This is a genomic window from Pseudomonas sp. SED1, from assembly GCF_034044025.1.
Taxonomy (GTDB): domain Bacteria; phylum Pseudomonadota; class Gammaproteobacteria; order Pseudomonadales; family Pseudomonadaceae; genus Aquipseudomonas.
In genome coordinates, this window is sequence record NZ_JAXCIS010000124.1 from 1 (window position 1) to 25,009 (window position 25,009).

20 protein-coding genes, 4 tRNA genes and 1 pseudogene are annotated in these 25,009 nt (G+C 61.5%); 10 read left to right on the plus strand and 15 right to left on the minus strand.

Annotated features, from left to right (window positions below):
• Positions 1-125 precede the first annotated feature (125 nt).
• On the minus strand, positions 126-671 hold the full coding sequence (locus tag SNL23_RS16050; RefSeq protein WP_318302744.1) for a TetR/AcrR family transcriptional regulator: 546 nt from the start codon (positions 669-671) through the stop codon (positions 126-128).
• Positions 672-762: 91 nt separating this feature from the next.
• Here SNL23_RS16050 and SNL23_RS16055 point away from each other — a divergent pair, with 91 nt between their 5' ends.
• The 4 genes from SNL23_RS16055 (at position 763) to SNL23_RS16070 (ending at position 5,514) form a co-directional block, all read left to right on the plus strand.
• Positions 763-1,956 carry an MFS transporter gene (locus SNL23_RS16055; protein WP_318302746.1) on the plus strand — a complete coding sequence of 398 codons (1,194 nt, stop codon included), beginning with the start codon at positions 763-765 and terminating at the stop codon, positions 1,954-1,956.
• A gap of 41 nt (positions 1,957-1,997) precedes the next feature.
• Entirely contained in the window at positions 1,998-2,309 is a 312-nt protein-coding gene (locus SNL23_RS16060) for a cupin domain-containing protein (protein ID WP_076015276.1), read from the plus strand.
• A gap of 106 nt (positions 2,310-2,415) precedes the next feature.
• The gene (locus tag SNL23_RS16065; protein WP_076015277.1) at positions 2,416-3,570 is read left to right on the plus strand and encodes a TDT family transporter; all 1,155 of its coding nucleotides are present in this window, start codon (positions 2,416-2,418) and stop codon (positions 3,568-3,570) included.
• A 69-nt stretch (positions 3,571-3,639) separates the two neighbouring features.
• On the plus strand, positions 3,640-5,514 hold the full coding sequence (locus SNL23_RS16070; protein ID WP_076015278.1) for an MFS transporter: 1,875 nt from the start codon (positions 3,640-3,642) through the stop codon (positions 5,512-5,514).
• A 102-nt stretch (positions 5,515-5,616) separates the two neighbouring features.
• Here SNL23_RS16070 and sugE read toward each other — a convergent pair whose 3' ends face one another.
• Both sugE and SNL23_RS16080 read right to left on the minus strand, forming a co-directional pair.
• Positions 5,617-5,931: a quaternary ammonium compound efflux SMR transporter SugE gene (sugE, locus tag SNL23_RS16075; protein ID WP_003190128.1), complete on the minus strand. Its 315-nt coding sequence runs from the start codon at positions 5,929-5,931 to the stop codon at positions 5,617-5,619.
• A gap of 105 nt (positions 5,932-6,036) precedes the next feature.
• A complete protein-coding gene (locus SNL23_RS16080) occupies positions 6,037-7,002 on the minus strand; it encodes a bile acid:sodium symporter family protein (protein ID WP_076015279.1) in 966 nt (321 codons plus the stop codon).
• Positions 7,003-7,062: 60 nt separating this feature from the next.
• Between SNL23_RS16080 and SNL23_RS16085 the strand changes: the two are divergent.
• Positions 7,063-7,143: pseudogene (locus SNL23_RS16085) on the plus strand (outer membrane lipoprotein carrier protein LolA); the annotation flags it as partial.
• Positions 7,144-7,156: 13 nt separating this feature from the next.
• Here SNL23_RS16085 and rdgC read toward each other — a convergent pair.
• Positions 7,157-8,077, minus strand: a complete 921-nt coding sequence (gene rdgC / locus SNL23_RS16090; RefSeq protein WP_076015280.1) for a recombination-associated protein RdgC — start codon at positions 8,075-8,077, stop codon at positions 7,157-7,159.
• Between the two features lie 161 nt (positions 8,078-8,238).
• Here rdgC and SNL23_RS16095 point away from each other — a divergent pair.
• Both SNL23_RS16095 and SNL23_RS16100 read left to right on the plus strand, forming a co-directional pair.
• A tRNA-Val gene (locus SNL23_RS16095) sits at positions 8,239-8,314 on the plus strand.
• Positions 8,315-8,333: 19 nt separating this feature from the next.
• Positions 8,334-8,410, plus strand: a tRNA-Asp gene (locus SNL23_RS16100).
• Positions 8,411-8,558: 148 nt separating this feature from the next.
• On the opposite strand, the gene SNL23_RS16105 is transcribed toward SNL23_RS16100, so the two are convergent.
• From SNL23_RS16105 to SNL23_RS16115, 3 genes are all read right to left on the minus strand, one after another.
• The gene (locus tag SNL23_RS16105; RefSeq protein WP_076015281.1) at positions 8,559-10,982 is read right to left on the minus strand and encodes a TonB-dependent siderophore receptor; all 2,424 of its coding nucleotides are present in this window, start codon (positions 10,980-10,982) and stop codon (positions 8,559-8,561) included.
• 77 nt (positions 10,983-11,059) lie between these two features.
• On the minus strand, positions 11,060-12,040 hold the full coding sequence (locus SNL23_RS16110) for a FecR family protein (protein WP_318302748.1): 981 nt from the start codon (positions 12,038-12,040) through the stop codon (positions 11,060-11,062).
• Between the two features lie 7 nt (positions 12,041-12,047).
• The gene (locus SNL23_RS16115) at positions 12,048-12,566 is read right to left on the minus strand and encodes a sigma-70 family RNA polymerase sigma factor (RefSeq protein WP_167663555.1); all 519 of its coding nucleotides are present in this window, start codon (positions 12,564-12,566) and stop codon (positions 12,048-12,050) included.
• A 201-nt stretch (positions 12,567-12,767) separates the two neighbouring features.
• Between SNL23_RS16115 and SNL23_RS16120 the strand changes: the two genes are divergently transcribed.
• Positions 12,768-12,843 (plus strand) — tRNA-Val (locus SNL23_RS16120).
• Positions 12,844-12,862: 19 nt separating this feature from the next.
• Positions 12,863-12,939: transfer RNA gene (locus tag SNL23_RS16125), tRNA-Asp, on the plus strand.
• A gap of 84 nt (positions 12,940-13,023) precedes the next feature.
• On the opposite strand, the gene SNL23_RS16130 is transcribed toward SNL23_RS16125, so the two are convergent.
• A complete protein-coding gene (locus SNL23_RS16130) occupies positions 13,024-13,794 on the minus strand; it encodes an APH(3')-II family aminoglycoside O-phosphotransferase (RefSeq protein ID WP_076015284.1) in 771 nt (256 codons plus the stop codon).
• Positions 13,769-15,307, minus strand: coding sequence for an MFS transporter (locus SNL23_RS16135; protein ID WP_318302750.1), 1,539 nt, complete (start codon positions 15,305-15,307; stop codon positions 13,769-13,771). The genes SNL23_RS16130 and SNL23_RS16135 overlap by 26 nt, the downstream gene beginning before the upstream one ends.
• 105 nt (positions 15,308-15,412) lie before the next feature.
• Between SNL23_RS16135 and SNL23_RS16140 the strand changes: the two genes are divergently transcribed.
• Positions 15,413-16,336 carry a LysR family transcriptional regulator gene (locus SNL23_RS16140; RefSeq protein WP_318302752.1) on the plus strand — a complete coding sequence of 308 codons (924 nt, stop codon included), beginning with the start codon at positions 15,413-15,415 and terminating at the stop codon, positions 16,334-16,336.
• On the opposite strand, the gene SNL23_RS16145 is transcribed toward SNL23_RS16140, so the two are convergent.
• The 6 genes from SNL23_RS16145 to kdpF form a co-directional block, all read right to left on the minus strand.
• Complete coding sequence (locus tag SNL23_RS16145) at positions 16,296-16,988, minus strand: response regulator (RefSeq protein ID WP_003219430.1); 693 nt, start codon at positions 16,986-16,988, stop codon at positions 16,296-16,298. The genes SNL23_RS16140 and SNL23_RS16145 overlap by 41 nt on opposite strands.
• Positions 16,985-19,636 (minus strand): sensor histidine kinase KdpD, encoded by a 2,652-nt coding sequence (locus SNL23_RS16150; RefSeq protein WP_318302754.1) that lies wholly within the window; start codon positions 19,634-19,636, stop codon positions 16,985-16,987. The genes SNL23_RS16145 and SNL23_RS16150 overlap by 4 nt, the downstream gene beginning before the upstream one ends.
• A gap of 130 nt (positions 19,637-19,766) precedes the next feature.
• Entirely contained in the window at positions 19,767-21,839 is a 2,073-nt protein-coding gene (gene kdpB / locus SNL23_RS16155; protein WP_167663552.1) for a potassium-transporting ATPase subunit KdpB, read from the minus strand.
• 11 nt (positions 21,840-21,850) lie between these two features.
• Positions 21,851-22,510: a K(+)-transporting ATPase subunit C gene (gene kdpC / locus SNL23_RS16160; RefSeq protein WP_167663551.1), complete on the minus strand. Its 660-nt coding sequence runs from the start codon at positions 22,508-22,510 to the stop codon at positions 21,851-21,853.
• A 10-nt stretch (positions 22,511-22,520) separates the two neighbouring features.
• Entirely contained in the window at positions 22,521-24,227 is a 1,707-nt protein-coding gene (kdpA, locus tag SNL23_RS16165; RefSeq protein WP_318302756.1) for a potassium-transporting ATPase subunit KdpA, read from the minus strand.
• 107 nt (positions 24,228-24,334) lie between these two features.
• Positions 24,335-24,433: a K(+)-transporting ATPase subunit F gene (gene kdpF, locus SNL23_RS16170; protein WP_003219423.1), complete on the minus strand. Its 99-nt coding sequence runs from the start codon at positions 24,431-24,433 to the stop codon at positions 24,335-24,337.
• Positions 24,434-25,009 lie beyond the last annotated feature (576 nt).

Sequence of the window (25,009 nt, forward strand, 5' to 3'; positions counted from 1 at the left end):
GCCGAGTGGTGGGGCAAGAGCGTTTTGCTTACTTTTGCGCTGTTCAAAAGTGAGCCGCTGTAAGAGCGGAACCCTAAGCGGCCGTTACCGCAGCAACGGATATACACCCAAACCCAAAAACCACCTCAACCCCCCAAAGCCAACTCAATCAACTCATGCAGCTCCTCAACCTCCAACGGCGCAGTAGAAAACAAACTGCGAAACACAGTGGGCGCGACGATCAGGTTAATCAGCCGATCCACGCTGGGCACAGTGCCGGCGTCGCTGGAGTAGCGATCCAGGATCGTCTCCAACTGCCCGGTAAGGATCCCCACGCAATACCCCGGCGCCTGACTGCATTGCACATCGCGCATCATCTCCCGACCAAGATCCGAGCTCATTTCATCGCGATATTGCTCACCCCAAGCCCGCAGGTCTCCGCGCAGGCTGCCAGTGTCAGCCGGCTCACTGTCCGGACGCAGACGAGCCATGGCGACATCCGCCAACAGCGCAGCAAGGTCACCCCAACGGCGGTAGATAGTCGAGGGCGTGACCCCGGCGCGCGTGGCTATCTGCGGCACGGTCACGCTGGAACGGTCCTGCTCGTCGAGCAATTCACGCACCGCCGAATGCACTGATTCCTGAACCCGGGCACTACGGCCCCCCGGGCGGAGCCCTTCTTTTATCGCCATGCGTAAAACCTTAACACAAAGAATTTGCTTTAAGCGCCATCCAGTAGCACACTCCGCAAAAGCAAAATATTAGCTTTAGCGGAGCGTGCCCATGTCCAGCGTTACTTCCCATCGTTCCAGCCTGGTGTTCCTCGCGATCACCTTGCTCACGTTCCTCGCCGCCTCCAGCGCGCCGACGCCGTTGTACCACCTCTATCAGGAAGGCCTGCATTTTTCGGCGGCAATGCTGACCCTGGTGTTCGGCGTCTACGCCTTGAGTCTGCTGGCGGCCTTGTTGACCGTAGGTTCCCTGTCGGACCACCTGGGACGCAAACCGGTAATTTTTGCCGCGCTGCTCCTCGATATGCTGGCGATGCTGCTGTTTATCAATGCCGACAGCGTCGGCTGGCTGATTGCCGCCCGCACGGTACAAGGTTTTGCCACCGGCATGGCCACCGCTGTATTGGGCGCCGCGCTGCTCGACACCGACCGCCAGCAAGGCCCGTTGGTCAACAGCGTAGCGCCTTTGTTGGGCATGGCCTGTGGCGCCATGGGGTGCAGCCTGCTGGTGGAGTTCGCGCCGATGCCGACCACGTTGATTTACTGGACCCTGCTCGTGTTGATGATGCTGCAGGCACTCTACGTCTGGCGCCTGCCGGAAACGGTTAGCCGGATTCCGGGCGCGCTGGCCTCGCTGTGGCCCACCTTGCATGTGCCGCCCCAGGCGCGTCGTGCGTTGTGGATCTCGTTGCCGGTGGATGTGGCGGTGTGGGCCATGGGCGGCTTTTACCTGTCCCTGGCGCCCTCGCTGGTGCGGGCGGCGACCGGGTCCACCTCGAACCTGATCGGCGGCGGGCTGGTCGCGGTGCTGACGCTGAGCGGGGCGGTGATGATTTTCAGTCTGCGCAACAGCTCTGCAGACAAGGTCCTGCGATTGGGCGCCGTGCTCTTGGCGGCGGGTGTTGCGCTGATTCTCACGGCCGTCCACAGCGCCAGCCTGCCGCTGTTCTTCATGGCCACGCTGATCGCTGGCGCAGGCTTTGGTTCGGGATTCCTTGGCGCACTGCGCAGCGTTTTACCGTTGGCCTTGCCCCATGAGCGGGCCGGCTTGATGTCAGCGTTCTATGTGCTGAGTTACCTGGCGTTCTGCGTGCCGTCGCTGTTGGCGGGCAACTTGACGCGCACCTTCGGCTTGATCGCCACCACGGATGGTTACGGCGTGGTGCTGATCGTATTGGCGCTCGGTGCGTTGGTGGCGTTGCTATTGCAGGATTTGGCGCGGAGCAGGGCGACGGCGGGCAATTGATTCGGTAATAATTCGCCACCCGTACGCCTTGGGATTCACACATGAAGATCATCCGCAGCAAGGACTTCACCGGTAGCCGCGCCTGGGAGGCGCTGGACATCGCCAACATGAACGGCATCACCACTCGGTTGCACTGGACCGACCAGCCGTACCGCTGGCACGTCAATGACGGGGAAGAAGTGTTCGTAGTGCTCGACGGCCAGGTGCAGATGCACTACCGCGAAAACGGTACCGAGCAGATCGTCTTGCTGCACGTCGGTGACATCTTCTACGCCAGCGTCGGCACCGAGCATGTGGCCCATCCACAGGGCCCGGCACGGATTCTGGTGATTGAATCCGAAGGCAGTGTTTGACTGTATATCTATAAAACAGATAACAGTTAGAGATATTACCCGTTATATAGATATTCGATTGGGTTCTACCATGGTCTCAACCTCATGCGAGGAAGAGGAATTCACCATGACTTGCCCCAATACCCTTCACAGCAGCTTGAAACCTTTCAGTCACCTGACCCGTCCCCGGGAAGTGATTCGCCAGTTCACCCCCAACTGGTTTGCCGCCACCATGGGCACCGGGGTGCTGGCGTTGGCGCTGGCGCAATTGCCGGTCAGCGTGCCGGGGTTGCATGCCGTCGCCGAAGGGCTGTGGCTGTTTACCATCGGCCTGTTTGTGTTGTTCAGCGTGCTGTACGCGGCGCGCTGGGTAATGTTTTTCCACGAGGCGCGGCGCATTTTCGGGCACTCCACGGTGTCGATGTTCTTCGGCACCATCCCCATGGGCCTGGCGACCATCATCAATGGCTTCCTGGTGTTCGGCCTGCCGCGCTGGGGTGATGGCGTGGTACAGCTGGCCGAAGTGCTGTGGTGGCTGGACGTGGCGATGGCCCTGGCCTGCGGGGTATTGATCCCGTTCATGATGTTCACCCGCCAGGAACACAGCATCGACCAGATGACCGCCGTATGGCTGTTGCCGGTGGTGGCCGCTGAAGTCGCCGCTGCCAGCGGTGGCCTGCTGGCGCCGCACCTGGCCGATGCCCATTCGCAACTGGTGATGCTGGTGACCAGCTACGTGTTGTGGGCGTTTTCCCTGCCGGTGGCGTTCAGCATCCTGACCATCCTGATGCTGCGCATGGCCCTGCATAAACTGCCCCACGCCAATATGGCCGCGTCGAGCTGGCTGGCCCTCGGCCCCATCGGCACCGGCGCCCTGGGCATGCTGGTGCTCGGCGGTGATGCGCCGGCCATTTTTGCCGCCAACGGCTTGCCCGGCGTCGGCGAGATGGCCAACGGCATTGGCCTGGTGGCTGGGATCACTCTGTGGGGCTTTGGTTTGTGGTGGATGTTGATCGCGGTGCTGATCACCGTGCGTTACCTGCGGGCCGGCATTCCGTTCAACCTTGGCTGGTGGGGTTTCACCTTCCCGTTGGGCGTGTACTCGCTGGCCACGCTGAAACTGGCGAGCACCTTGCACCTGGGTTTCTTCAGTATCGTCGGCAGTGTGCTGGTGGCGGCGCTGGCGCTGATGTGGCTGATCGTTGCCAAGCGCACGGTGCAAGGTGCCTATAAAGGTGAGCTTTTTGTATCGCCGTGCATTGCAGGACTAGCGAATAAGTAAGCGGGATTAGGTAAAGTCGTGGCCTGGAAAAACCAATAACAGTCTTCAGGCCACGCAGGAACACGGACGATGAGCCACCCCTCGCAATTCACATTGCTGCGCAAACGGCGTTTTCTGCCGTTCTTCATTACCCAGTCTCTTGGGGCGTTCAACGACAATATCTTCAAGCAGTCGTTGATCCTGGCGATTCTCTACAAGCTGACCATCGAGGGCGACCGCTCGATCTGGGTCAACCTCTGCGCCTTGCTGTTTATCCTGCCGTTCTTCCTGTTCTCGGCCCTGGCCGGGCAATTTGGCGAGAAGTTCAACAAGGACGCGCTGATCCGGGTGATCAAGATCGGCGAGATCGTGATCATGTCCGTCGGCGCGGTGGGCTTCATGTTCAACCACCTGGAACTGATGCTGCTGGCGTTGTTTGCCATGGGCACCCACTCGGCCCTGTTCGGGCCGGTGAAGTACTCGATCATGCCCCAGGCCCTGCACGAAGATGAGTTGGTGGGCGGCAACGGCCTGGTGGAGATGGGCACGTTCCTCGCGATTCTGGCCGGCACTATCGGCGCCGGGATCATGATGTCTTCCACCCATTACGCGCCGGTAGTCTCCACCGCCATCGTCGGCATCGCGGTGCTGGGTTACCTGGCCAGCCGCAGCATTCCCCGCGCGGCGGCTTCCAGCCCCGAGATGCGCCTGAACTGGAACATCTTCAGCCAGTCCTGGGCCACCCTCAAGCTGGGCCTGGGGCAGACGCCGGCGGTGTCGCGCTCGATTGTCGGCAACTCGTGGTTCTGGTTTGTCGGCGCGATCTACCTGACGCAAATCCCGGCCTACGCGAAGGAGTGGATGTACGGCGACGAAACCGTGGTCACGCTGATCCTCACGGTGTTTTCGGTGGGCATCGCCCTGGGTTCGATGCTGTGCGAGAAGCTCTCCGGGCGCAAAGTCGAGATCGGCCTGGTGCCGTTCGGCTCGTTCGGTTTGACCGTGTTCGGCCTGCTGCTGTGGTGGCATTCCGGCGGCTTCCCGCAGAACGTCCAGGCGAATGACTGGATCGCCGTACTGAGTTACGGCCAGGCATGGTGGGTGTTGTTCGATATCCTCGGCCTCGGCGTATTCGGCGGCTTCTATATCGTGCCGCTGTACGCACTGATCCAGTCGCGCACCGCCGAGAACGAACGGGCGCGGGTGATCGCGGCCAACAACATTCTCAATGCGTTGTTCATGGTGGTCTCGGCGATTGTGTCGATCGTCTTGCTGAGCATGGCCAAGCTGACGATTCCCGAGTTGTTCCTGGTGGTGTCGCTGCTGAACATCGCAGTCAACACCTACATCTTCAAGATCGTGCCCGAATTCACCATGCGTTTCATGATCTGGCTGCTCGGCCATTCCATGTACCGGGTCGAGCATAAGAACCTTGAACTGATCCCGGACGAGGGCGCGGCATTGCTGGTGTGCAATCACGTGTCATTTGTCGACGCGCTGTTGATTGCCGGTTCGGTGCGTCGGCCGATTCGCTTTGTCATGTACTACAAGATCTACCGTCTGCCGGTGCTGAACTTCATCTTCCGTACCGCCGGAGCGATTCCGATTGCCGGGCGGCATGAGGACATCCAGATCTACGAAAAGGCGTTCCAGCGGATTGCTCACTATCTGAAAGACGGTGAACTGGTGTGCATCTTTCCGGAAGGCAAGCTGACCTCCGATGGCGAGATGAACGAATTCCGAAGCGGCGTGACGCGGATTCTTGGAGAGACGCCGGTGCCGGTGATTCCGATGGCGTTGCAGGGGTTGTGGGGGAGTTTCTTCAGTCGTGACCCGAACAAGGGCTTCTTTCACCGGATCTGGTCGCGGGTGACCTTGGTGGCCGGTGCGCCGGTGACGGTGGAGGCGGCGACGCCTGAGGCGTTGCATGGGTTGGTGGGGGAATTGCGCGGCGGTGTCAGGTAGTTTTTTGGTGTGTTTGAGGGCCTCTTCGCGAGCAAGCCCGCTCCCACATTTGGAACGCATTCCAAATGTGGGAGCGGGCTTGCTCGCGAAGGCGGTAGTGGCCTAAGCGCTGATCTTGAGCCCAATGAGCCCACAGATAATCAACGCCACACTGGCCAGGCGAAACAACGCCATGGATTCCCCGAACAGGATAATCCCGGCAATCACCGTGCCCACCGCACCGACTCCGGTCCAGATGGCATAGGCGGTACCCAGTGGCAGTTCCTTCATGGCCAGCCCCAGTAGCCCGAGGCTGACGGCCATGGCGGCAATCGTCAGGGCCGTGGGCAGTGGCTTGCTGAAACCGTCGGTGTACTTCAGTCCGACGGCCCAGCCGACTTCAAACAGTCCGGCAAAAAACAGAATGATCCAGGACATGATGACCTCCCTTCTTAGGTGGGGTCGTCCCCGGATTAATCGCTTGATTGCGTCGCGAGGTCGTCCCCGCGAAGCCCGGTAGAGTGCCGAATATTGATCAGGTGATCAAGTTTCGGACTTGCTCGCCAACAGTTCGCGATCTTCCTTTTCGCTCATCCGCCGGAAGTACGTCGCCAACAACGCTCCGGAAATATTGTGCCAGACGCTGAACAGCGCGCTGGGCACCGCAGCCAGCGGCGAAAAATGCGCACTCGCCAACGCGGCGCCCAGGCCGGAGTTCTGCATGCCCACTTCCAGCGACAGGGATTTGCGTTGCGCCAGCGGCAGGCCGAACACGCGGCCGGTGAAGTAACCCAGCAGGAAACCAAAGGTGTTATGCAGGATCACAACCGCCATGATCAGCAGGCCCGACTCGGCTATCTTCGCCTGGCTGGCCGCCACCACGGCGGCGACGATCGCCACGATGCTGACCACCGACACCAGCGGCAATACCTCCACCGCGTGACGTACCCGGGCGCCCAGCAACCGCTGCGCCACCACACCGAGCACGATCGGCAGCAGCACCACTTGCAGGATCGACCAGAACAACTCCATGAACGACACCGGCAACCAGGCCGAGGCCAGCAGCCAGATCAGCGCGGGCGTCAGCAGCGGGGCGAGGAGGGTAGTGACGGCGGCGATGGCCACCGACAGCGCCAGGTCGCCCCGGGCCAGCCAGGTCATGACGTTGGAGGACGTGCCGCTGGGGCAGCAGCCGACGAGGATCACGCCGACGGCAATTTCCGGCGGCAGGTGAAAGACCTGGCACAGCAGCCAGGCCACGCCGGGCATGATCACGAAATGCGCGACCACACCCAATGCCACGCGCCACGGGTGGCGCGCGACTTCAGCGAAATCTTCAAGTTTGAGGGTCAGCCCCATGCCGAACATCACCAGGCCCAACAGCGGCACGATGGCGCCTTTCAGGCCGATAAACCAGGCGGGTTGCAGGAACGCAACCACGGCAAAAATCAGCACCCAGTAGGCGAAGGTATTGCCGACGAAACGGCTCAAGGCGGCGAGTGCGCGCATGGGGGAGTCCTTTTTTATTAGAGAGGTGCGGATACCTCTGTAGGAGCGAGCTTGCTCGCGATGGACGTTAACGATGACGCGGGCATTCTGGATGACCGCGGCGCTCTCAGGTCCTTCGCGAGCAAGCTCGCTCCTACAGTGAAGCGGTGAGGCTTTAGATGCCTTGTGGGGTCTCTTCGCCACCCAGTGCTTCCACCAACGCCGGCAGGAAGTCGCCGAACGTCAGCATCATCAGGGTAAAGCTGGCGTCCTGTTGGCCCAGTGCTTCGTCGCCGCCGTCCTGTTCAGCCTGATCCTGCAGCAGGTCTTCGAACTTCAGGCGCTTGACGGTCATCTTGTCGTCCAGCAGGAAGGACAGCTTGTCCTGCCAGGCCAGGGACAATTGGGTCACGACTTTGCCGGTGGTCAGGTGCAGCTGGATCTCTTCGCCGGTCAGGTCCTGGCGTTTGCAGCGCACGATGCCGCCGTCTTCGTGGGTGTCGCGCAGTTCGCATTCGTCGAGGACGAAGAAGTCATCGGCCGGCTTCTGGGTGGTGACCCAGTCGGTCATGATCGCGGTTGGCGCGGTTTTCACGGTCAGCGGACGTACCGGCAGGGTGCCGATCACTTCACGCAGGGTGGACAGCAGGTCTTCGGCGCGTTTCGGGCTGGCGGAGTTCACCAGGATCAGGCCCTGTTTCGGCGCGATGGCGGCAAAGGTCGACGAGCGACGGATAAACGCCCGCGGCAGGAAGGCCTGGATGATTTCATCCTTGATCTGGTCGCGTTCCTTTTTGTAGACCTTGCGCATTTGCTCGGCTTCGATCTCTTCGACCTTTTCCTTCACCGCATCACGCACCACGCTACCCGGCAGGATACGTTCTTCCTTGCGCGCAGCGATCAGCAGGAAATCACCGCTGACGTGCACCAGTGGCGCGTCTTCGCCTTTACCGAAAGGGGCGACGAAACCGTAAGTGGTCAACTCCTGGCTTGCACAAGGGCGCGCCAGTTTGGTGGCCAGTGCAGTTTCCAACGCCTCGGCATCAACAGGCAGATCTTGGGTCAGGCGATAGATAAGCAGGTTTTTGAACCACATGGGGTGAGTCTCTCCTTATATACAAAGGGGGGCATTATTCTCCTCATGGCGCCATAGGCCAACCCTCGCTAAGCCATTGGAAGGCCTGAAAAAAATTATTTAAGAAAGTGCTTGCCAGACCATGGGTCGCTCCGTAGAATGCGCGCCACACCGAAAGTGAAGGGTGATTAGCTCAGCTGGGAGAGCGTCTGCCTTACAAGCAGAATGTCGGCGGTTCGATCCCGTCATCACCCACCATTCGCTTCCAGTGTTACGCGCAGCGGTAGTTCAGTCGGTTAGAATACCGGCCTGTCACGCCGGGGGTCGCGGGTTCGAGTCCCGTCCGCTGCGCCATATTCGGTCACCTGGAACGCTGAACGCCAGGTACCACAGGAAGCCCGCTCATTGAGCGGGCTTTTTGCTGTCTGGGGTTTGCAAAAAACCGCCGGTCTAAAAAACGCCCCCGATCATGTGCAGTGATCGGGGGCGTTTTTTATTGGGTTTAGAAATCCCAGCGGGTGGTGACCATAAAGTTGCGCGGCTCACCATAAGCGGCGGAGTTATAGAAACCGATGTTGGTGTAGTAGGACTTGTCGAAGATGTTGTTGACGTTCAGCGTCGCCGACACGTTCTTGGTGATCTGGTAGCGGGTCATCAGGTCCACCAGCCAGTATGCCTCCTGGGAGAATTCTTCATAACCGCCATGGGGGTTGTTGTAGATGTCCTGCCAACCCACGCTTTGCCAGCGCACGCCACCGCCGACGGTCAGCTTGTCCAGGTCCCCTTTGAGCTTATAAGTGGTGTACAGCTTGATCTGGTCTTCAGGCTCGAACGTGGAAATCTTCAGGTCCTGGTCGTCACGCACCACCTTGTGCGTGTAGCCGGCCTGAATCTGCCAGCCCGGGCTCAACTCGCCGGACACTTCAAGCTCGTAGCCCTTGGTCACGGCCTTCGTGCCTTTATAGGCATAGTTCTGCGGCGTAGGTTTCAGGTTGTTGTAGTCGTCGTCGGAAACGGCGCGGTTGTTTTCATGGATCTCGAAGTACGCCGCGCTGGCGTTCAGGCGTCCGTCGAAGAAATCAGCCTTCATGCCCAGCTCGTAGTTTTGGCCTTCGTCCGGCTCAAGCAACTGGTTTTGCCGGTCGCGGTTGTAGTTCTCCTGGGGCATGAAGATATCGGTGTAGCTGGCGTAGACCGAGTAGGTGTCATTCAGGTCGTACACCACGCCGACATAGGGTACGAAGCGTCCGGTCTCGCGGTAGGACGGGTTATTGCCGGTCAGGTGGTAATTGACCACGCGGCCACCGAGCAGCAGCTTCAGGTCATCGGCCAGGTTCAGGCGCGTGGTCATATAGGCGCCGGTCTGGCGAATGGTGTCGTCGATATATTGCTGCGGCGCGCCCCAATCGGGTTGGGTGGCGTGGCCGTGCCAGTTATTGACGTCCACCATGTTGGGGGTGAGGTTCCAGTAACCCTTGCCGTTCCAGTCCGAAATGCCGATGGAGCCGCCCACCACCAGCTCATGCTCGCGGCCGCCCAAGCTGAACGGGCCGCTGGCATACAGGTCGGCGGAGTCGCTGACAGTCTCCCCGGTGTATTTGCCCGAAGTGATATGTGCGGTGCCATCTGCCCGTGGCTCATCGCCCTGGATCGAGCCCATCAGCGCGTGGTAGCCGTTGATCTTGTGATCCAGTTGCAACTTGGTGACCCAGCCATTACCCAAGTCATGCTCGAGCATGGCGAAGGCGGTGCGGGTGTATTGCTCCCAACTGCTCCAATTGGCCGCGTTGTTAAACGAGCGCTTTACGCTATTGCGATCGCCATTGGCGTTGATCAGCGGGAAGCTGCCGGACCAGCTTGAGGCGGTGGGCAGGCTGTCCTGATAATCGCCGCCCACGGTCAGCATCGTGTCTGGGGACAGGTCGAACTCCATGATGCCGTAGTACACCGGGCTTTTGCGCGAGTAACGGTCCATGAACGAGCGCTTGTCCTGATACGCCGCGACGGCCCGGCCACGCACGTTGCCGCTTTCGGTCATCGGGCCGCTGACGTCCAGTTCGCTGCGATAGTTGTCCCAAGAGCCCGCGCCGAGGCTGGCATGACCCTGGAAGTCAGCCGTGGGTTTCTTGCGCACCAGATTGATCGTGGCGCCCAGCGAGCCGGCACCGGTGAGCAGACCCGTGGCGCCTTTAAGCACTTCGACCCGATCATAGATCGCCATGTCGCTCAGGGTATTACCCGCTGAATAGGCGACGTTGCGCGCGGTGGAAGGAATGCCATCGTACTGGAAGTTGTTGATGGAGAAACCGCGGGCGTAGTAGTTGGTGCGGTCGGTGTCGAAGGCCGACACGGTGATGCCCGGGGTGTGGCGCATCACGTCGTCGACGTTATTCAGACCGAAGTCATCCATGTGTTTGCGGGTGACGACGGTCACCGATTGCGGGGTTTCCTTGGGAGTCAGCACCAGCCGCGTCGCCGTCGCGATGCTGCCGGGAGTGTAGGAATCAGTGCCTTCGGTAACGTTGCCCAACTGGTTGGCGCTTACCTGCGTCGGGCCCAGTTCCATGGCATCGGTAGCCGCGGGGTTAGCTTCCAGCGCGTACACCTGATCACTTTTGATCACGCGATAGCCGCTGCCCTGTAACAGCCTGTCGAACCCTGCGTCCACGCTATAAGTGCCTTTCAACCCCGGCCCATTCAGCCCCTGCAGATTCTGGGACTGGAACACAATGGCTACGCCCGCTTGCTGGGCGAACTGGTTGAGTGTGGCGCCCAGCGGCCCTGCAGGTATGTCGTAGGCTTGGGCCGCAACGTTTACCGTGTCGGCCTGTGCCACGTGGATATTCAGCAGCGTCGTCGCGAGCAGTGTTAGGGTCAGCGGCGCGCTACTCAGCAGGCGTCTGCGAGGCTTGGAAGGGAAGGGCATGGTGAGGGCAGTCCTTTAGTCATCGATATACCTTCCTTGACGGGCAACCCGAAAAAAAGCGGAAGCAATGCGAATAATTATTTTTTGCTCTCGGTATCCGGGCTGACAATTATCAGCCATGGGGTAAAGGTTTTCAGCTTGATCGGCAGGGTTTGAGCCAGCATCTGCAAGGTGCGGTCGGTGTCATCCAGGGGAAGTACCGCCGAGACCTTGAGGTTCGCCAGTGCGGCTCGATCAAACTGCAAGTGGCCCGAACGGTGACGGGCGATCTCATCCAGCACTTCCGGCAACGGCCGGTTGTCGACCACCAGTTGATGGCGGCGCCAGGCCCCATTGATGCTCGCCGTATCGATGCTGCCGGAGAGGCGCACGGCATCCATGCTGAGCCGCGCCTGCGAGCCTGCGTCCACTTCCAGCGTCTGCTGGCCATTCGCGCTTTGGGCGGCAACGCGGGATTCGAACATGCTCAGCACAGTGACGTCATCTTCGCGCCTGACCACAAACCGTGTGCCCAACGCACGCAGGGTGCCCTGGGCGGTCTGCACCACAAACGGACGCTCGCCGTCGTGGGCCACTTCCACCAGGATCTCGCCTTGCAGCAGTTCAATGCGCCGCTGCCGGCTGTCGAAATACAGGTTCGCCGCACTGATGCCGTTCAAGGTCAGCGTGGAGCCGTCTGCCAGGCGCAGGGTTTTCCATTCGCCGGGGCCGTTGTGCACATCGGCCATCCACTGTTGCGGGTAAGGGCTGTAGAGCAGCGCCGCGGCGGGAAGGGCCAGGCTGCAGGCCAATACCAACGCGCGGACGTAATTTTTGCGGGCTTTCCCCTGCCGAGGAAAGGCCGCACTCAAGGCCGCCCGGGCCGGTGCTTTTCGCCCACGCAGGGCCTGCACTCGCGCAATCACGTCTTCCATGCGCGCCGCTGAAGCCGCGTGTTGCGGGCTTTGCTGCTTCCAGCGCTCGAACGCCTGCCGCTGGGCCTCGGTCAATTCGCCTTCGTGCAGACGAATCATCCATTCGGCGGCTTGTTCGTCGATCTGTTGGCGGGAGTCGGGCATGTGCGGTTCAGATATCCACGCTGTGGCTGCAATGCAGCAGGGCCTGGATCAAATACTTGCGTACCGTACGTTCCGACAATTTCAGGTGGCGGGCGATTTGCTGCTGGGTCAGGTCTTCGAGGTAATAAAGCACAAACGCCTGACGCACATTGTCGTGCATGCCTTCAAGAATGAAGGCGATGTGCTCAAGGGCTTCCAGGGTGGTGTGGATCTGTTCCGGCGACTGAAAACCTTCCAGGGTTTCCACCGTCAGCATCAATTCCTGAAGGTAGGCGTGCTCAATCTGCTTGCGCCGGGCCTGGTCGATGATCAGCCGCCTGGCGGTGGTGCTCAAATAGGCGCGGGGCTCGCGGATGCCGGTCACCGACTCCCGTGCGTGCAGAATCCGTGCAAAGGTGTCCTGCGCCACGTCGGCGGCGTTGTGGGTGCAGCCCAGTTTTCGGCGCAACCAAGTGAACAGCCAGCCGTGATGCTCGCTGTACAGCTCGGTAATCTCCCGTTGGAACGGCGGTTCACCCACAGACATAAGGCGCAGCTCAGGTGTTATTGAGAATAATTGTTAATTGTGGGGCCAAGGCTTGTGCAAACGCAATAGACTCGCGTTTGCGCCCAAAACGCCGGTTTTGCGGGGTTCGCAGGGTCGAAGGCAAAATATTTTGAATAAATTGCATTTAAATCATGACATTACGAAAAATTGCTATAGAATGCGCCCCACACCGAAAGTGAAGGGTGATTAGCTCAGCTGGGAGAGCGTCTGCCTTACAAGCAGAATGTCGGCGGTTCGATCCCGTCATCACCCACCATTCGCTTCCAGTGTTACGCGCAGCGGTAGTTCAGTCGGTTAGAATACCGGCCTGTCACGCCGGGGGTCGCGGGTTCGAGTCCCGTCCGCTGCGCCATATTCGGTCACCTGGAACGCTGAACGCCAGGTACCACGAGAAGCCCGCTCATTGAGCGGGCTTTTTGCTGTCTGGGGTTTGGGTTTAGAAAAACTCGTCCAGCAAGCAGTAGAGCGCGATGCGCTGCTCATCGGGTTCGACGCCGTACTGCTCGAAGAACGGCGCCACCCAGGCCGCTCCGAGATTGCGTTCGATGCTACGAGCGGCCAGCGCAAGGTCCTGATAACGGTCACTGATGCCCAGGCGGCCGCAATCGATGAAACCACTGAAGTGATCGCCCTCAGCCATGAAGTTTGGCAGGCAGGCATCGCCGTGGGTCACCACCAGGTCATGGGCGGCGGGGCGCGTCGACAGCAGTTCGGCGAATACATCCGTGGCGGTTCGGCCCAGGCGTTCATCGTCGAAGTCGGTCTCGTCAACCAGCCCTGCGTTCACGCGATTACCGGCGGCCGCAATACGGTGTTCCAGTGAGTGGTCGAACGGGCACTGTGCAATCGACACCTGGTGCAGGCTGCGCAGTGCGCTCGCCACCAGGCGGATGACCTGCGGCGCAGATAGGTCGCTGGCGCTGGCCAGATCCTGCCCCGGGACGGCGCTCATCAGCAGCCAGTGGCGATGGTTTTCCGTGAGCACATCCAGCACGGCAGGCCCAGGCAAGTTCGATTGCTGGAGCCAGCGCAGCCGCTTGATCTCGTCGGGCAATTCGGCAAGTGGGCCGATGGGCTCGGATTTCAGGAACAGGTCCTCACCGTTGCCGCAGCGCAGGCGGAAGACGTCGGCTCCCGACTCGCCGATGGTCTGTGGCTCGATGAGTGCGTTGGGGAATTGGTCACGCCATTTTTTTGGAATAGTCATGCGCGCATTCTTCCATTTTCTTCGTATTGCTTCCATCCAGCGCATCCTGGCGCCGTAAAAACACCAAGACCACCAAGGCCGTGACCAGCGTGAAACCGGCCAGTAGTTGGAGCAATGTGTTGAACCCGGCCGTGTAGGCCGCGCGCAATTGCGCCAGCGGAATCGTCGTGCCGGCCTGCAGGACATCGCCCATCACCAGCGCTTGGGCAATCACCGAAACATCCGCCGCTGCGCTCCCGCGCAAGTGGTGCGCAACCAATGCGCCCAATACCGCCATCGTAATCGCCAGCGCCACGCCTTCACTGGCCACGCGGGTGGTATTGAAAATCCCCGCCGCCATTCCCGCACGCTCCTTGGGCACCACGCTGATCGCCAAACCATCCATCAAGCCCCACGGCAGCCCGGTGCCGATTCCGATGACCAGCATCGCAGCGACAGTCTGCCCAGGCTGGTGGGCCAGGCTTAATCCCCACAGGCCCGCCGCTGCGATCAGCAAGCCAATGGCACACAACACACCTGCCGACAGCCAGCGCGTCAGCGCTGCGGCGATCATCGGCACCACTAGCATCGGTGCCGACAACGCCAGCATCATCAAACCCGCGTCCAGCGCGCTTGCGCCTTCCACGCCGATAAACCGCAGGGGCAGCAACACGATCAACACGATGTAGCAGTAACAGGTGCCGATCGGCAGGAGCTGCACGCCAATAAAGCGCGGGAAGCGAAACAGCCGCAGCTCCAGCATCGGTTGGCTTGAGTGATTTTCGACGAGGATAAACACCAGCAAAAACACTGCCGCCGCTATCAGCAGAGATTCAACCAGCAGCGATGACCAGCCGTGCTCCGGGGCAAGGATCACCGCCGTGGTCAGGGCCACCAGCATCGCGGAAAACGTCAGTACGCCTGATGTGTCCAGCCGCAGCGCTTGCGGGTCGCGGCTTTCGCGCATTTTGGGCGCGGCAAACAGCAGCGAAATACCGGCCAATAGCGCGGTGCCGAGAAAAATCGAGCGCCAGCCCCAGTGCTCGATCAGCACCCCCGACAGCAATGGCCCAAACGCCAAGCCTGCACCAAACGTAGTGCCCAGCAAACTGAAGGCGCGGGTACGTGCATGGCCGTCAAACTCCTGTGCCAGCGCCGCACAGCCACTGGCCAGTGCCGTGGCTGCCGCGACGCCCTGCACACCACGCAACACATCCAGCCAGAAAATTCCCGGTGCCACTGCCAGCAACAAGGAGACCACGGTAAACAGCGCCATGCCCCACAAAAAAAGACGCTTTCTCCCATACAGGTCGGCGAGGGTGCCGGCGGCCATCAACAGGCTGCCGAAACTCAGCATGAACGCGTTGGTGATCCACGCCAGTTGGCTGGGCTGGGCGGCAAATGCCTGGCCGATAAAAGGCGTGGCGACGGCGCCACCGGTAAAGCTCATGGGCAATACCAGGGCAGCCAGGCAAATTGCGGCCAGGATGGAGTATCGGCCATGGGCGGGCAACGATTCGGTTGTAGTGTTCATAGGGATATTCCCGCGATTCTGAAGGTTAAAAGACTCTAATCAGGATGCAATCACGGATAAACGGGCTTACATTCCGTTCATAACGGACGTTATGGATGCAATGACATGACCGATAACCTGAGCGGCGTGATCGCCTTCGTCAAAACGGCAGAGGCCTTGAGCTTCACCGGTGCGGCCCGGGCGATGGGGATTTCCGCCTCGGCGGTAGGCAAGAATGTCGCCAAGCTTGAGGCGTCACTGAATGTGCGGCTGTTGCACCGCAGCACGCGCAAGGTCAGCCTCACCGCCGAGGGCCTACTGTTCTACGAACGGTGTCGGAAAATTCTCGATGATTTGCAAGACGCCCGCGCCATGCTTTCCCATGCGATGCAGGCGCCCCGGGGCAAGCTGCGGGTCAGCCTGCCCACCATCGGCTATCGCTTCCTCTTTCCCCACATGATGGCGTTCCGCAAAGCCTACCCGGAGATCGAGCTGGAGCTGGATTTCAACGACCACCTGGTGGACGTGATCGAAGAGGGCTTCGACGTGGTCATCCGCAGCGGCGGCCTGGCAGACTCGACCCTGATGGCCCGCAAACTGGGACCGTTCAGGTTTGTGCTGTGTGCATCACCCGATTACCTTCGGGCCAACGGTCGGCCGGAGTCCTTGAGCGATTTGGAGCATCATCCGTGTTTGCGTTACCGCTTCGCCACCACTGGAAAAATCATGGACTGGACCTTATCCGCCAACCCGGCCGTTACCCAGTTGCGCCTGCCCACCGCCCTGACCTTGAACAACATGGAAGCCATGCTCCGGGCCGCGATGGATGGCCATGGCATTGCCTACGTGCCAGACTTCCTGGCCCGCGAAGCACTCGCCCAGGGCCAGCTTGAAATCGTGCTCGACGGCGATTCCGACGATCAGGGGCAGTTCTGGGCGCTGTGGCCGTCCAGCCGGCATCTCTCGCCGAAGATCCGCGTGTTTGTCGACTTCGCTGCCGCGCACCTGTTCACAAGCCCACCAGTCGGTAGCCCACCTGCAACTCGGTAATGAAGTACTGCGGCTGGGCTGGGTCGGCCTCCAGCTTCTGCCGCAGATGCGCCATATGCACCCGCAGATAGTGGGCGCGGTCCACGTAATCCAGGCCCCACACTTCGAGCAATAACTGCCGATGGGTGAGCACCCGGCTCTGCCCGCGAATCATCGCGCACAGCAGGCGGTATTCGATGGGCGTCAGGTGCACCGGCAGGCCTTGGCGCCACACTTCATGGGTCGCCAGGTCCACTTCGATATCACCAAACGCCACCTTGCTGGTGGCTGCCACGGTGCCGGTTTGCCCGTGCCGACGCAGTTGCGCACGGATGCGCGCGAGCAACTCGGGCACGCCGAAGGGCTTGGTCAGGTAGTCATCGGCACCGGCGTCCAGTGCGGCGACTTTTTCCTCTTCGCGATCCCGCGCCGACAACACCAGGATCGGTACCGCCAGCCAACCCCGCAGCTCGCTGATCAACTGTTTGCCGTCGCCGTCCGGCAGGCCGAGGTCGACGATTACCAGGTCTGGCTGGCGGCTGGAGGCGTGGATCAACGCGCGCTTGACGCTGTCGGCCTCGAACACCTGGAAGCCCTCATCCTGCAGGGCAATGCCGACAAAACGGCGGATATTGGCCTCGTCTTCAACAATCAGAATGCGTGCAGTGCTCATAGGGCGTCCATTGGGGGCGGGGTGCCCGCCGGTAAAGTGATGACGAAATGCATGCCGCACTCGCGGCCGGGTTTGGCTTCGATGCGCCCGCCGTGGGCTTCGACGATGCGTTTGGCCAGGGCCAGCCCCAGGCCGATCCCGGCGACCGAGGATTCCTGTTGGCCACGGGCAAACGGTTCGAACAGATTGGCCGGCGCGCTGCCCGTGCCAGTGTCGCTGACTTCCAGCAGGATGCTGTCCGAAACGGCGCGGGCGGCCACGGTAATGACTGTGCCCGGCGGGGTGTACTTGGCGGCGTTATCCAGCAGGTTGACCAACACCCGTTCGATCAATAGCGCGTCGACTTCCACCAGCGGCAATTGCGGGTCCAGCGTTGTGTGCAGCACATGCCGGGCCAGTGGTTCGCGCAACTGGCGCAGGGCGCTGCCGACGATTTCCTCCAGCAAATGCCATTGCCGGTTGAGCCGCACGCCGCGCTCTTGCATGCGGGCCATGTCCAGCAGGTTTTCGATCAGGCGTTGCATTGAGGTCGCCTGCTCATGGATACCGTGCAGCAACTCGGTCAGCGGGCCCGGCGGTGCATGGGGCAGGGCGGTGTCGGCGGCGCCGATCAGTGTGGTCAGGGGCGTGCGCAAGTCGTGGGAAATCGCCGCGAGCAAGGTGTTGCGCATCTTCTCGCCTTCCATCTGCACCAACGTGCTTTGCGCCACTTCGACAAAGTGCACGCGCTCCAGGGCAATCGCCAGTTGGCTCATGCAGGCTTCCAGCAGGCGGCGTTCTTCGGGCTCGTTGAGGCGTTCGCTTTGCGCCAGTTCCAGCACCAGCACGCCGCGCACGCGCATCGGCGCCTTGAGCGGCAGGTAGCAACCCTTGGCGGCGGACAAGGTGTCGGTGCCCTGGCCGGCGGATTGGCCGTGATCGTAGGTCCATTGAGCGATGCTGTCGTCGATCGGCAACCCGCCCGCCCCCACGCTGTGCACACCATCGGCGGCGTCCGGCAAGGCCAGGCCGACCCGTGCTTCGAACACGCCGCTGAAGGTGCGCAGCGCCACTTCGCTGATCTGCTCCACGGTCAACGCCGCCGACAGGTCCCGGGCCAGGCGTGCCAGTGAGGTTGCACGGCGTTCTCGAGCGGCGGCGGTGCGCGCTTCGTGGCGCAGGCGTGCGGTGAGTTGCCCGGTGATCAGGGCGATGCCGAGCATCAGCGCGAAAGTGAAAAAATACTGGGTGTCGTTGACGGTAAATGAGTAGCGCGGTTGGACGAAAAAGAAGTCGAAACACAGCACCGCCAGCATCGCCGCCCACACGCCGGGGCCGCGTCCAAAACGCAGGGCCACCAGCACCACCGTGAGCAGGAACAGCATCACCACGTTGGCCAGCTCGAACACTTGCAGCAGCAGCGAGGCGATGGCGCTGGCGGTGAAACAGGCGAGGGTGGCCCAGAGGTAGGCCAGGGTTCTGCCGGGCGCTGGCGTGGGTTTTTCAATGGCAGGAACAGTGCCCGGCAACACGCCGTGGGCAATCACGATCTGGTCGATCTGCGGATGGTGGCGGCTGATCCGGTCGCCCACCGACTGGTGCCAGAACCGCCATGCCCGGCGCGGATGATGGCCGAGCACAAGGCGATTGGCGTTGTGTTCCCGGGCGCAGGCGGCCAGCGCTTCGGCGACGTCCATGCCCGGCAATGTTGCGGTGTCGGCGCCAAACTCGCTGGCCAGGGCCAGGGTTTTCATCGCTGTGAGGTAGCGCTTGGCGCCGCGCCCCTGGGCGGAGGCGACGTGCACCACGATCCAGTCCGCCTCGAGCTTTTGCGCCAGACGCGCGGCTTCGCGCACCAGGCGCTCATCACCGGCGTCACCGGCCACGCCTACCAGCAACCGCTCGCGGGCGGGCCACAGGGTCTTGATCGACTGTTCGCGACGGTACACGCGCATCTGCGTGTCGACCCGGTCGGCGGTGCGGCGCAGTGCCAGTTCCCGCAGGGCCAACAGGTTGCCCTTGCGAAAAAAATGCCGCGACGCGCGCTCGGCTTGGGGGCCCAGGTACACCTTGCCGTCCTTCAAGCGTTGCAGCAGATCATCCGGCGGCAGGTCCACGACGACCACTTCGTGGGCGTTGTCGAACACATGGTCCGGTACGGTTTCCCGTACGCGAATGCCGATGATCCCGCTGACCAGATCGTTAAGGCTTTCCAGGTGCTGGACGTTGAGGGTGGTCCACACATCGATGCCGGCGCTGAGCAGTTCTTCCACGTCTTGCCAGCGTTTCGGGTGGCGTGAGCCGGGCACGTTGCTGTGGGCCAGTTCATCCACCAGCACCACGGCGGGATGGCGTTGCAGGGCGGCATCGAGGTCGAATTCGGTGAGGGCAAAGTCGCGGTGCACACGGTGGGCGCGGGGCAGTTGTTCGAGGCCGTTGAGCAGCTCGGCGGTTTCCTGGCGGCCGTGGGTTTCCACCACGCCGGCGAGTACGTCGCGCCCCAGGCTGACTTCCCGTTGCGCCGCGTCGAGCATGGCGCAGGTCTTGCCCACCCCGGCGTTGGAGCCGAAGTAGATACGCAATTTGCCGCGCAAGGCGGCCTGTTCTTCCTGCTGGACCCGGGCGAGGAGGGCGTCGGGGTCGGGGCGTTCTTCGTTTAATGCGGGCATGTCATTCCTCAAATGGACTGTAGGAGCGAGCTTGCTCGCGAAAAACCGGAGAGCGCCGTTGGGTGTCAGGTTTCCCGCGTTATCGTTGACGCCCTTCGCGAGCAAGCTCGTTCCTACAGTGGATCGGGTGCTACACGAGACCTAACGCGGTCAGCACCATGTCAATCAGCTTGATCCCGGCAAACGGCACCAGCACCCCGCCCAGGCCATAGATCAGCAGGTTGCGATTGAGCAACGCCGCCGCGCCAATCGCCCGGTAAGTCACGCCGCGCAGGGCCAGAGGAATCAGCGCCACGATGATCAACGCGTTGAAAATCACCGCGCTGAGAATCGCCGAGTTGGGGCTGGTCAGGTGCATCACGTTCAGCGCGCCGAGCTGCGGATAGGTCGCGACAAACGCCGCCGGGATGATCGCGAAGTACTTCGCCACGTCATTCGCCACGCTGAAGGTGGTCAGTGCACCACGAGTCATCAGCATCTGCTTGCCCACTTCGACCACTTCGATCAGCTTGGTCGGGTTGCTGTCGAGGTCGACCATGTTGCCGGCTTCTTTCGCCGCCTGGGTGCCGCTGTTCATCGCCACCGCCACGTCGGCCTGGGCCAGTGCCGGGGCGTCGTTGGTGCCGTCGCCGGTCATGGCCACGAGCTTGCCCTGGGCCTGGTAGTCGCGGATCAGTTGCAGCTTGTCTTCCGGGCGGGCCTCGGCGAGGAAGTCATCCACGCCGGCTTCCACCGCAATCGCGGCGGCGGTCAGGCGGTTGTCGCCGGTGATCATCACGGTCTTGATGCCCATGCGCCGCAGTTCGGCGAAGCGCTCCTTGATGCCGCCCTTGACCACGTCCTTTAGCTCTACCACGCCGAGTGCTTTTGAACCGTCGGACACCACCAGCGGGGTGCTGCCGCGTCGCGACACTTCGTCGACCTTGGCCTGCAACGCTGCCGGAAAACTCCCGCCCAACGCTTCGATATGACTGCGGATGGCATCCGCCGCACCCTTGCGAATACCGCGGCCTTCGGGCAGGTCGACGCCGCTCATGCGAGTCTGCGCGGTGAAGTGCACAAAGCTTGCGCCGAGGGCATTGATGTCCCGCGCACGGATGTCGAACTTCTGCTTGGCCAGCACCACAATGCTGCGGCCTTCCGGGGTTTCATCGGCCAGGGACGCCAGTTGTGCAGCGTCGGCCAGGTCGGCTTCCTTGATGCCCGGCGCCGGAAGAAAACTGCTGGCCTGGCGATTGCCCAGGGTGATGGTGCCGGTCTTGTCCAGCAGCAATACATCGATGTCGCCCGCCGCCTCTACCGCACGGCCAGAAGTGGCGATCACATTGGCCGACATCATGCGGCTCATGCCCGCCACGCCGATGGCCGAGAGCAGGCCACCGATGGTGGTGGGGATCAGGCACACCAGCAACGCCACCAGCACCGTAGCGCTGACCACGCTGCCGCTGCCGCTCATGGCCACGGCGAAGATCGAGTACGGGCTCAGCGTCGCGATCACCAGGAGGAACAACAGCGTCAGGCCCACCAGCAAAATTGTCAGGGCGACTTCGTTGGGCGTTTTCTGACGCTTGGCGGATTCGACCATCGAGATCATGCGGTCGAGGAACGACTCACCCGGGTTGACGCTGATGCGCACCACCAGCCAGTCCGACAACACCCGCGTGCCGCCGGTGACGGAGGAAAAGTCGCCGCCGGCTTCACGTATCACCGGTGCCGATTCGCCGGTGATTGCGCTTTCATCCACCGAGGCCACGCCTTCGATCACTACGCCATCGAGCGGCACCAGGTCGCCGGCTTCGATCAGCACCACCTGGTCCTTGCGCAACAGCGTCGCTTCGGTCGGCAGCCACGCCGCGCCGTGCTTCGGTTGCTGCAGCAGTTTGGCCAGGGTCTGGCGTTTCATCCCCCGCAGGCTGGCGGCCTGGGCGCGGCTGCGACCCTCGGCCAGGGCCTCGGCGAAGTTGGCGAACAGCACGGTGAACCACAGCCACAAACTGATGCTCAGGATAAACCCGCTGGGGGCTTCACCCTGGCCGCCTAGGGACTGGAACCACAGCAGCGTGGTGAGAAGGCTGCCCAGGTACACCACGAACATCACCGGGTTTTTCCACTGCGCCTGGGGCAGCAGTTTCTTGAACGCATCCCCGCAAGCGGTGAGCACGATGGCGCGATCAAACAGAGGTAAACGAGCATTCTTGATCATGGGGGAATCTCTTACTCACTGGCCGCAATGGAGGGCTGGCGCGAAGGCAGGCGGGCGTCCAGCGCGAGGTTGAGTTGCAGCACATTGACTCGTGGTTCGCCGAGCAAACCGAGGGTGCGGGCGGCGGTGTTTTCGTTCACCAGTTGCAGCAGATCGGCTTCGGGGATCTGCCGCAGGCGGGCGACCCGAGCCAGTTGGATGCGCGCGTTGGCCACGGAGATATGTGGGTCCAGGCCGGAGGCGGAAGCGGTGACCGCATCCACCGGCACCTGGGCGTCGGCGGCGAGGTCGTTGTCCTGGCGGTAGGCTTTAGCTCGGGCTGCGACCTGGTCTACCAGTTTCTGGCTGGTAGGGCCCAGGTTGCTGGCGCCGCTGGAGCCGGCGTTGTAAGGCTGCGACACGCTTTTGCTCGGGTCTTGCGGGTCTGCGCCGAGGGTCATGCTCGGGCGGCCGTGGAAGTAGCCGGGCTTGGTGAAGTCCTGGCCGATCAACGCCGAGCCGATCACCAGGCCGTCGCGTTCAATCAGCGAACCCTGGGCCTGGAACGGGAACAGCAACTGCGCGGCAAAGGTGGTGAAGATCGGGTAGGCGAGGCCGGTCAGCGCCATGAAAAACACCGCCGAAACCAGCACCGGGCGCAACAGCCCTTTGAATATCGATTGAGTCGTCATCAACGTGTCCTTAGTTGTACGTCTGGCCGGACAGCAACTGCAGTTGCTCCACCAGCGGGCCGAGCGCGAGCGCCGGCAGGAAAGTCAGTCCGCCGACTACCAGCACCACAAACACCACCAGCACCATGAACAGCGGGGTTGCGGTGGGAATGGTCCCGGCACCGGCAGGCACGGTCTTTTTCATCGCCAGGGAACCGGCTACAGCGAGCATCGGCAGCATGGTGAAGAAGCGCCCGACCAGCATCGCGAGGCCAATGGTGGTGTTGAAAAACGGCGTGTTGGCGTTCAGCCCGGCGAACGCCGAACCGTTGTTGGCGGTGCCCGAGGTGTAGGCGTAGAGCACCTCGCTGAAACCGTGGGGGCCGAGGTTATTCAGGCTGGCCATGGTGTCGGGCCACAGGGCGGCGAGGGCGGTGAAACCGAGGATGCTGATGGGGTGCGCGAGCACCGAGAGCATCACCAGTTTCATCTCCCGGGCCTCGATCTTCTTGCCGAGGAATTCCGGGCTGCGGCCGATCATCATGCCCACCAGAAACACCGTCAGCAGCGCGTACTGGATCAGGTTGATAAAGCCCACACCGTCGCCGCCGAACACGCAGTTGAGCATCATCTGCGCCAGGGGCACGAAGCCACCCATGGGGGTCAATGAGTCGTGCATCGCGTTGACCGAACCGGTGGTGGCCGCGGTGGTGGTGGCGATAAACAGACTGCTGTCGGCGATGCCGAAACGCAGCTCCTTGCCTTCCATATTGCCGCCGCTTTGCTCGATGGACAGCGTCTGGTTGGCACCGGCCTGGGTCAGCAGCGGGTTGCCGTTTTGCTCGGCGCCATACACCAGTGCGAGGAAGCCGATAAACATCACCAGGAAGGTACCGAAAAACACCCAGCCCTGACGGCGTTGCAGCAGCATGCTGCCGAAGGTGTAGGTCAGCGCCGACGGGATCAGCAACATGCTGAGGATGTGCAGCGCGTTCGTCAGTGGCGTCGGGTTTTCGAACGGGTGCGCGGCGTTCATGCTGAAGAAGCCACCGCCGTTGGTGCCGATATGCTTGATCGATTCAAAGCTCGCCACGGCGCCGACAATCAGTTGTTGCTGCGCGCCTTCAAGCGTTGTGGCCAGGGCTTGGGAGGAAAAGGTCTGCGGCATGCCTTGCCACACATATACCAAGGCCATGCCCACGCACAGCGGCAGCATCACGCGGTACAGGGTGCGGGTGAAGTCGACCCAGAAGTTGCCGATATCCGCCGAGCTTGAGCGGCTCAAGCCACGGATAAACCCCGCAGCGGCGACCACGCCCGAGGTAGCGCCGACAAACATCAGGAACGTAATCACCGCCATCTGGCTGAAGTTCGACAGGCTGGTTTCGCCCGAGTACGCCTGCCAGTTGGTGTTGGTGATAAAGGACGCGGCGGTGTTGAACGCCAGGTCCGGGGTTTGCGCGGCCAGCCCGAGCGGGTTGATCGGCATGACGGTTTGCAGCCGCAGGATGATATAGCCGAGCAGCATCATCGCCGCGTTCGACAGCAGCAGGGCCGAACCGTAGCGGGCCCAGCCCATGGTTTCCAGTGGGTCGATGCCCAGCAGGCGATAGGTATAACGTTCCGGCAGGGCGTGGCGGGTTCCGGTAAAGACCCGGGTCAGCCACTTGCCCATCAGCACGGCGAGGCCGGTCATCAACCCCAGGACCAGCGCAAATTCCAGCAAAGTGCTTAGCATGTCGAGGCTCCGTTCAAATCTTGCCCATGGCGACAATGGCCATGGCTGTCGTGGCGAAAAACACCAGGGAGAGGCCTACAAAAATCACGTCGTACATGGCGGGCTCCCTAGAACTTTTCGGCGCGAATGAGGGCGTAGCCCAGATAAGCGAACAGCCCGACGGCGCATAGGCCGCTGGCGATATAGATGAACTTGAGTGTGAGCACGGTGGAACTCCCCTGATTAATAAGCCGCGATTGCGGACGCGGGGAGGTTAAGAGGTTGGGTATCAAGTTCGGGCACTGATTGCGGGCGTGGGTATTGAGACGGTGTATAGATAGTTTTGTGGTGGACGAACGAAAACAAGGGATAGCCCGGGGGTGGGGTATCCCTTGAAAGTCTGGGGTTCTGCTGCTTTTGATGATCAGCTTATTTGGCTTTCTTTTTCTTTGATTCGCGGGTGGCGAGTTGTTCGAAGCAGAAGGCGGCGGCGCCGAACAGGGCGATCATTGAGAGGACGATCATGCCTAAAGTTGAACTTTCCACGATGACTTCCTACGGGGGTGATTGGTGTGGAGTTCACAGTAGTGGAGGGGGGATTAGTTGCTCAATAGAGACGACATAAACGTTATGGCTGGGGTTGAATCTATACGGAATCTTTACGTGGCTGTTGTGTGTATATCCGTTTTTTAGGTAACGGCTACTTAGGGTTCCGCTCTTACAGCGGGTCACTTTTGAAAAGCCGGAATGCCGGCCCAGTCAAAAGTAACCAAAACGCTCTGCCCCGCCTGTCGGCACCTCGC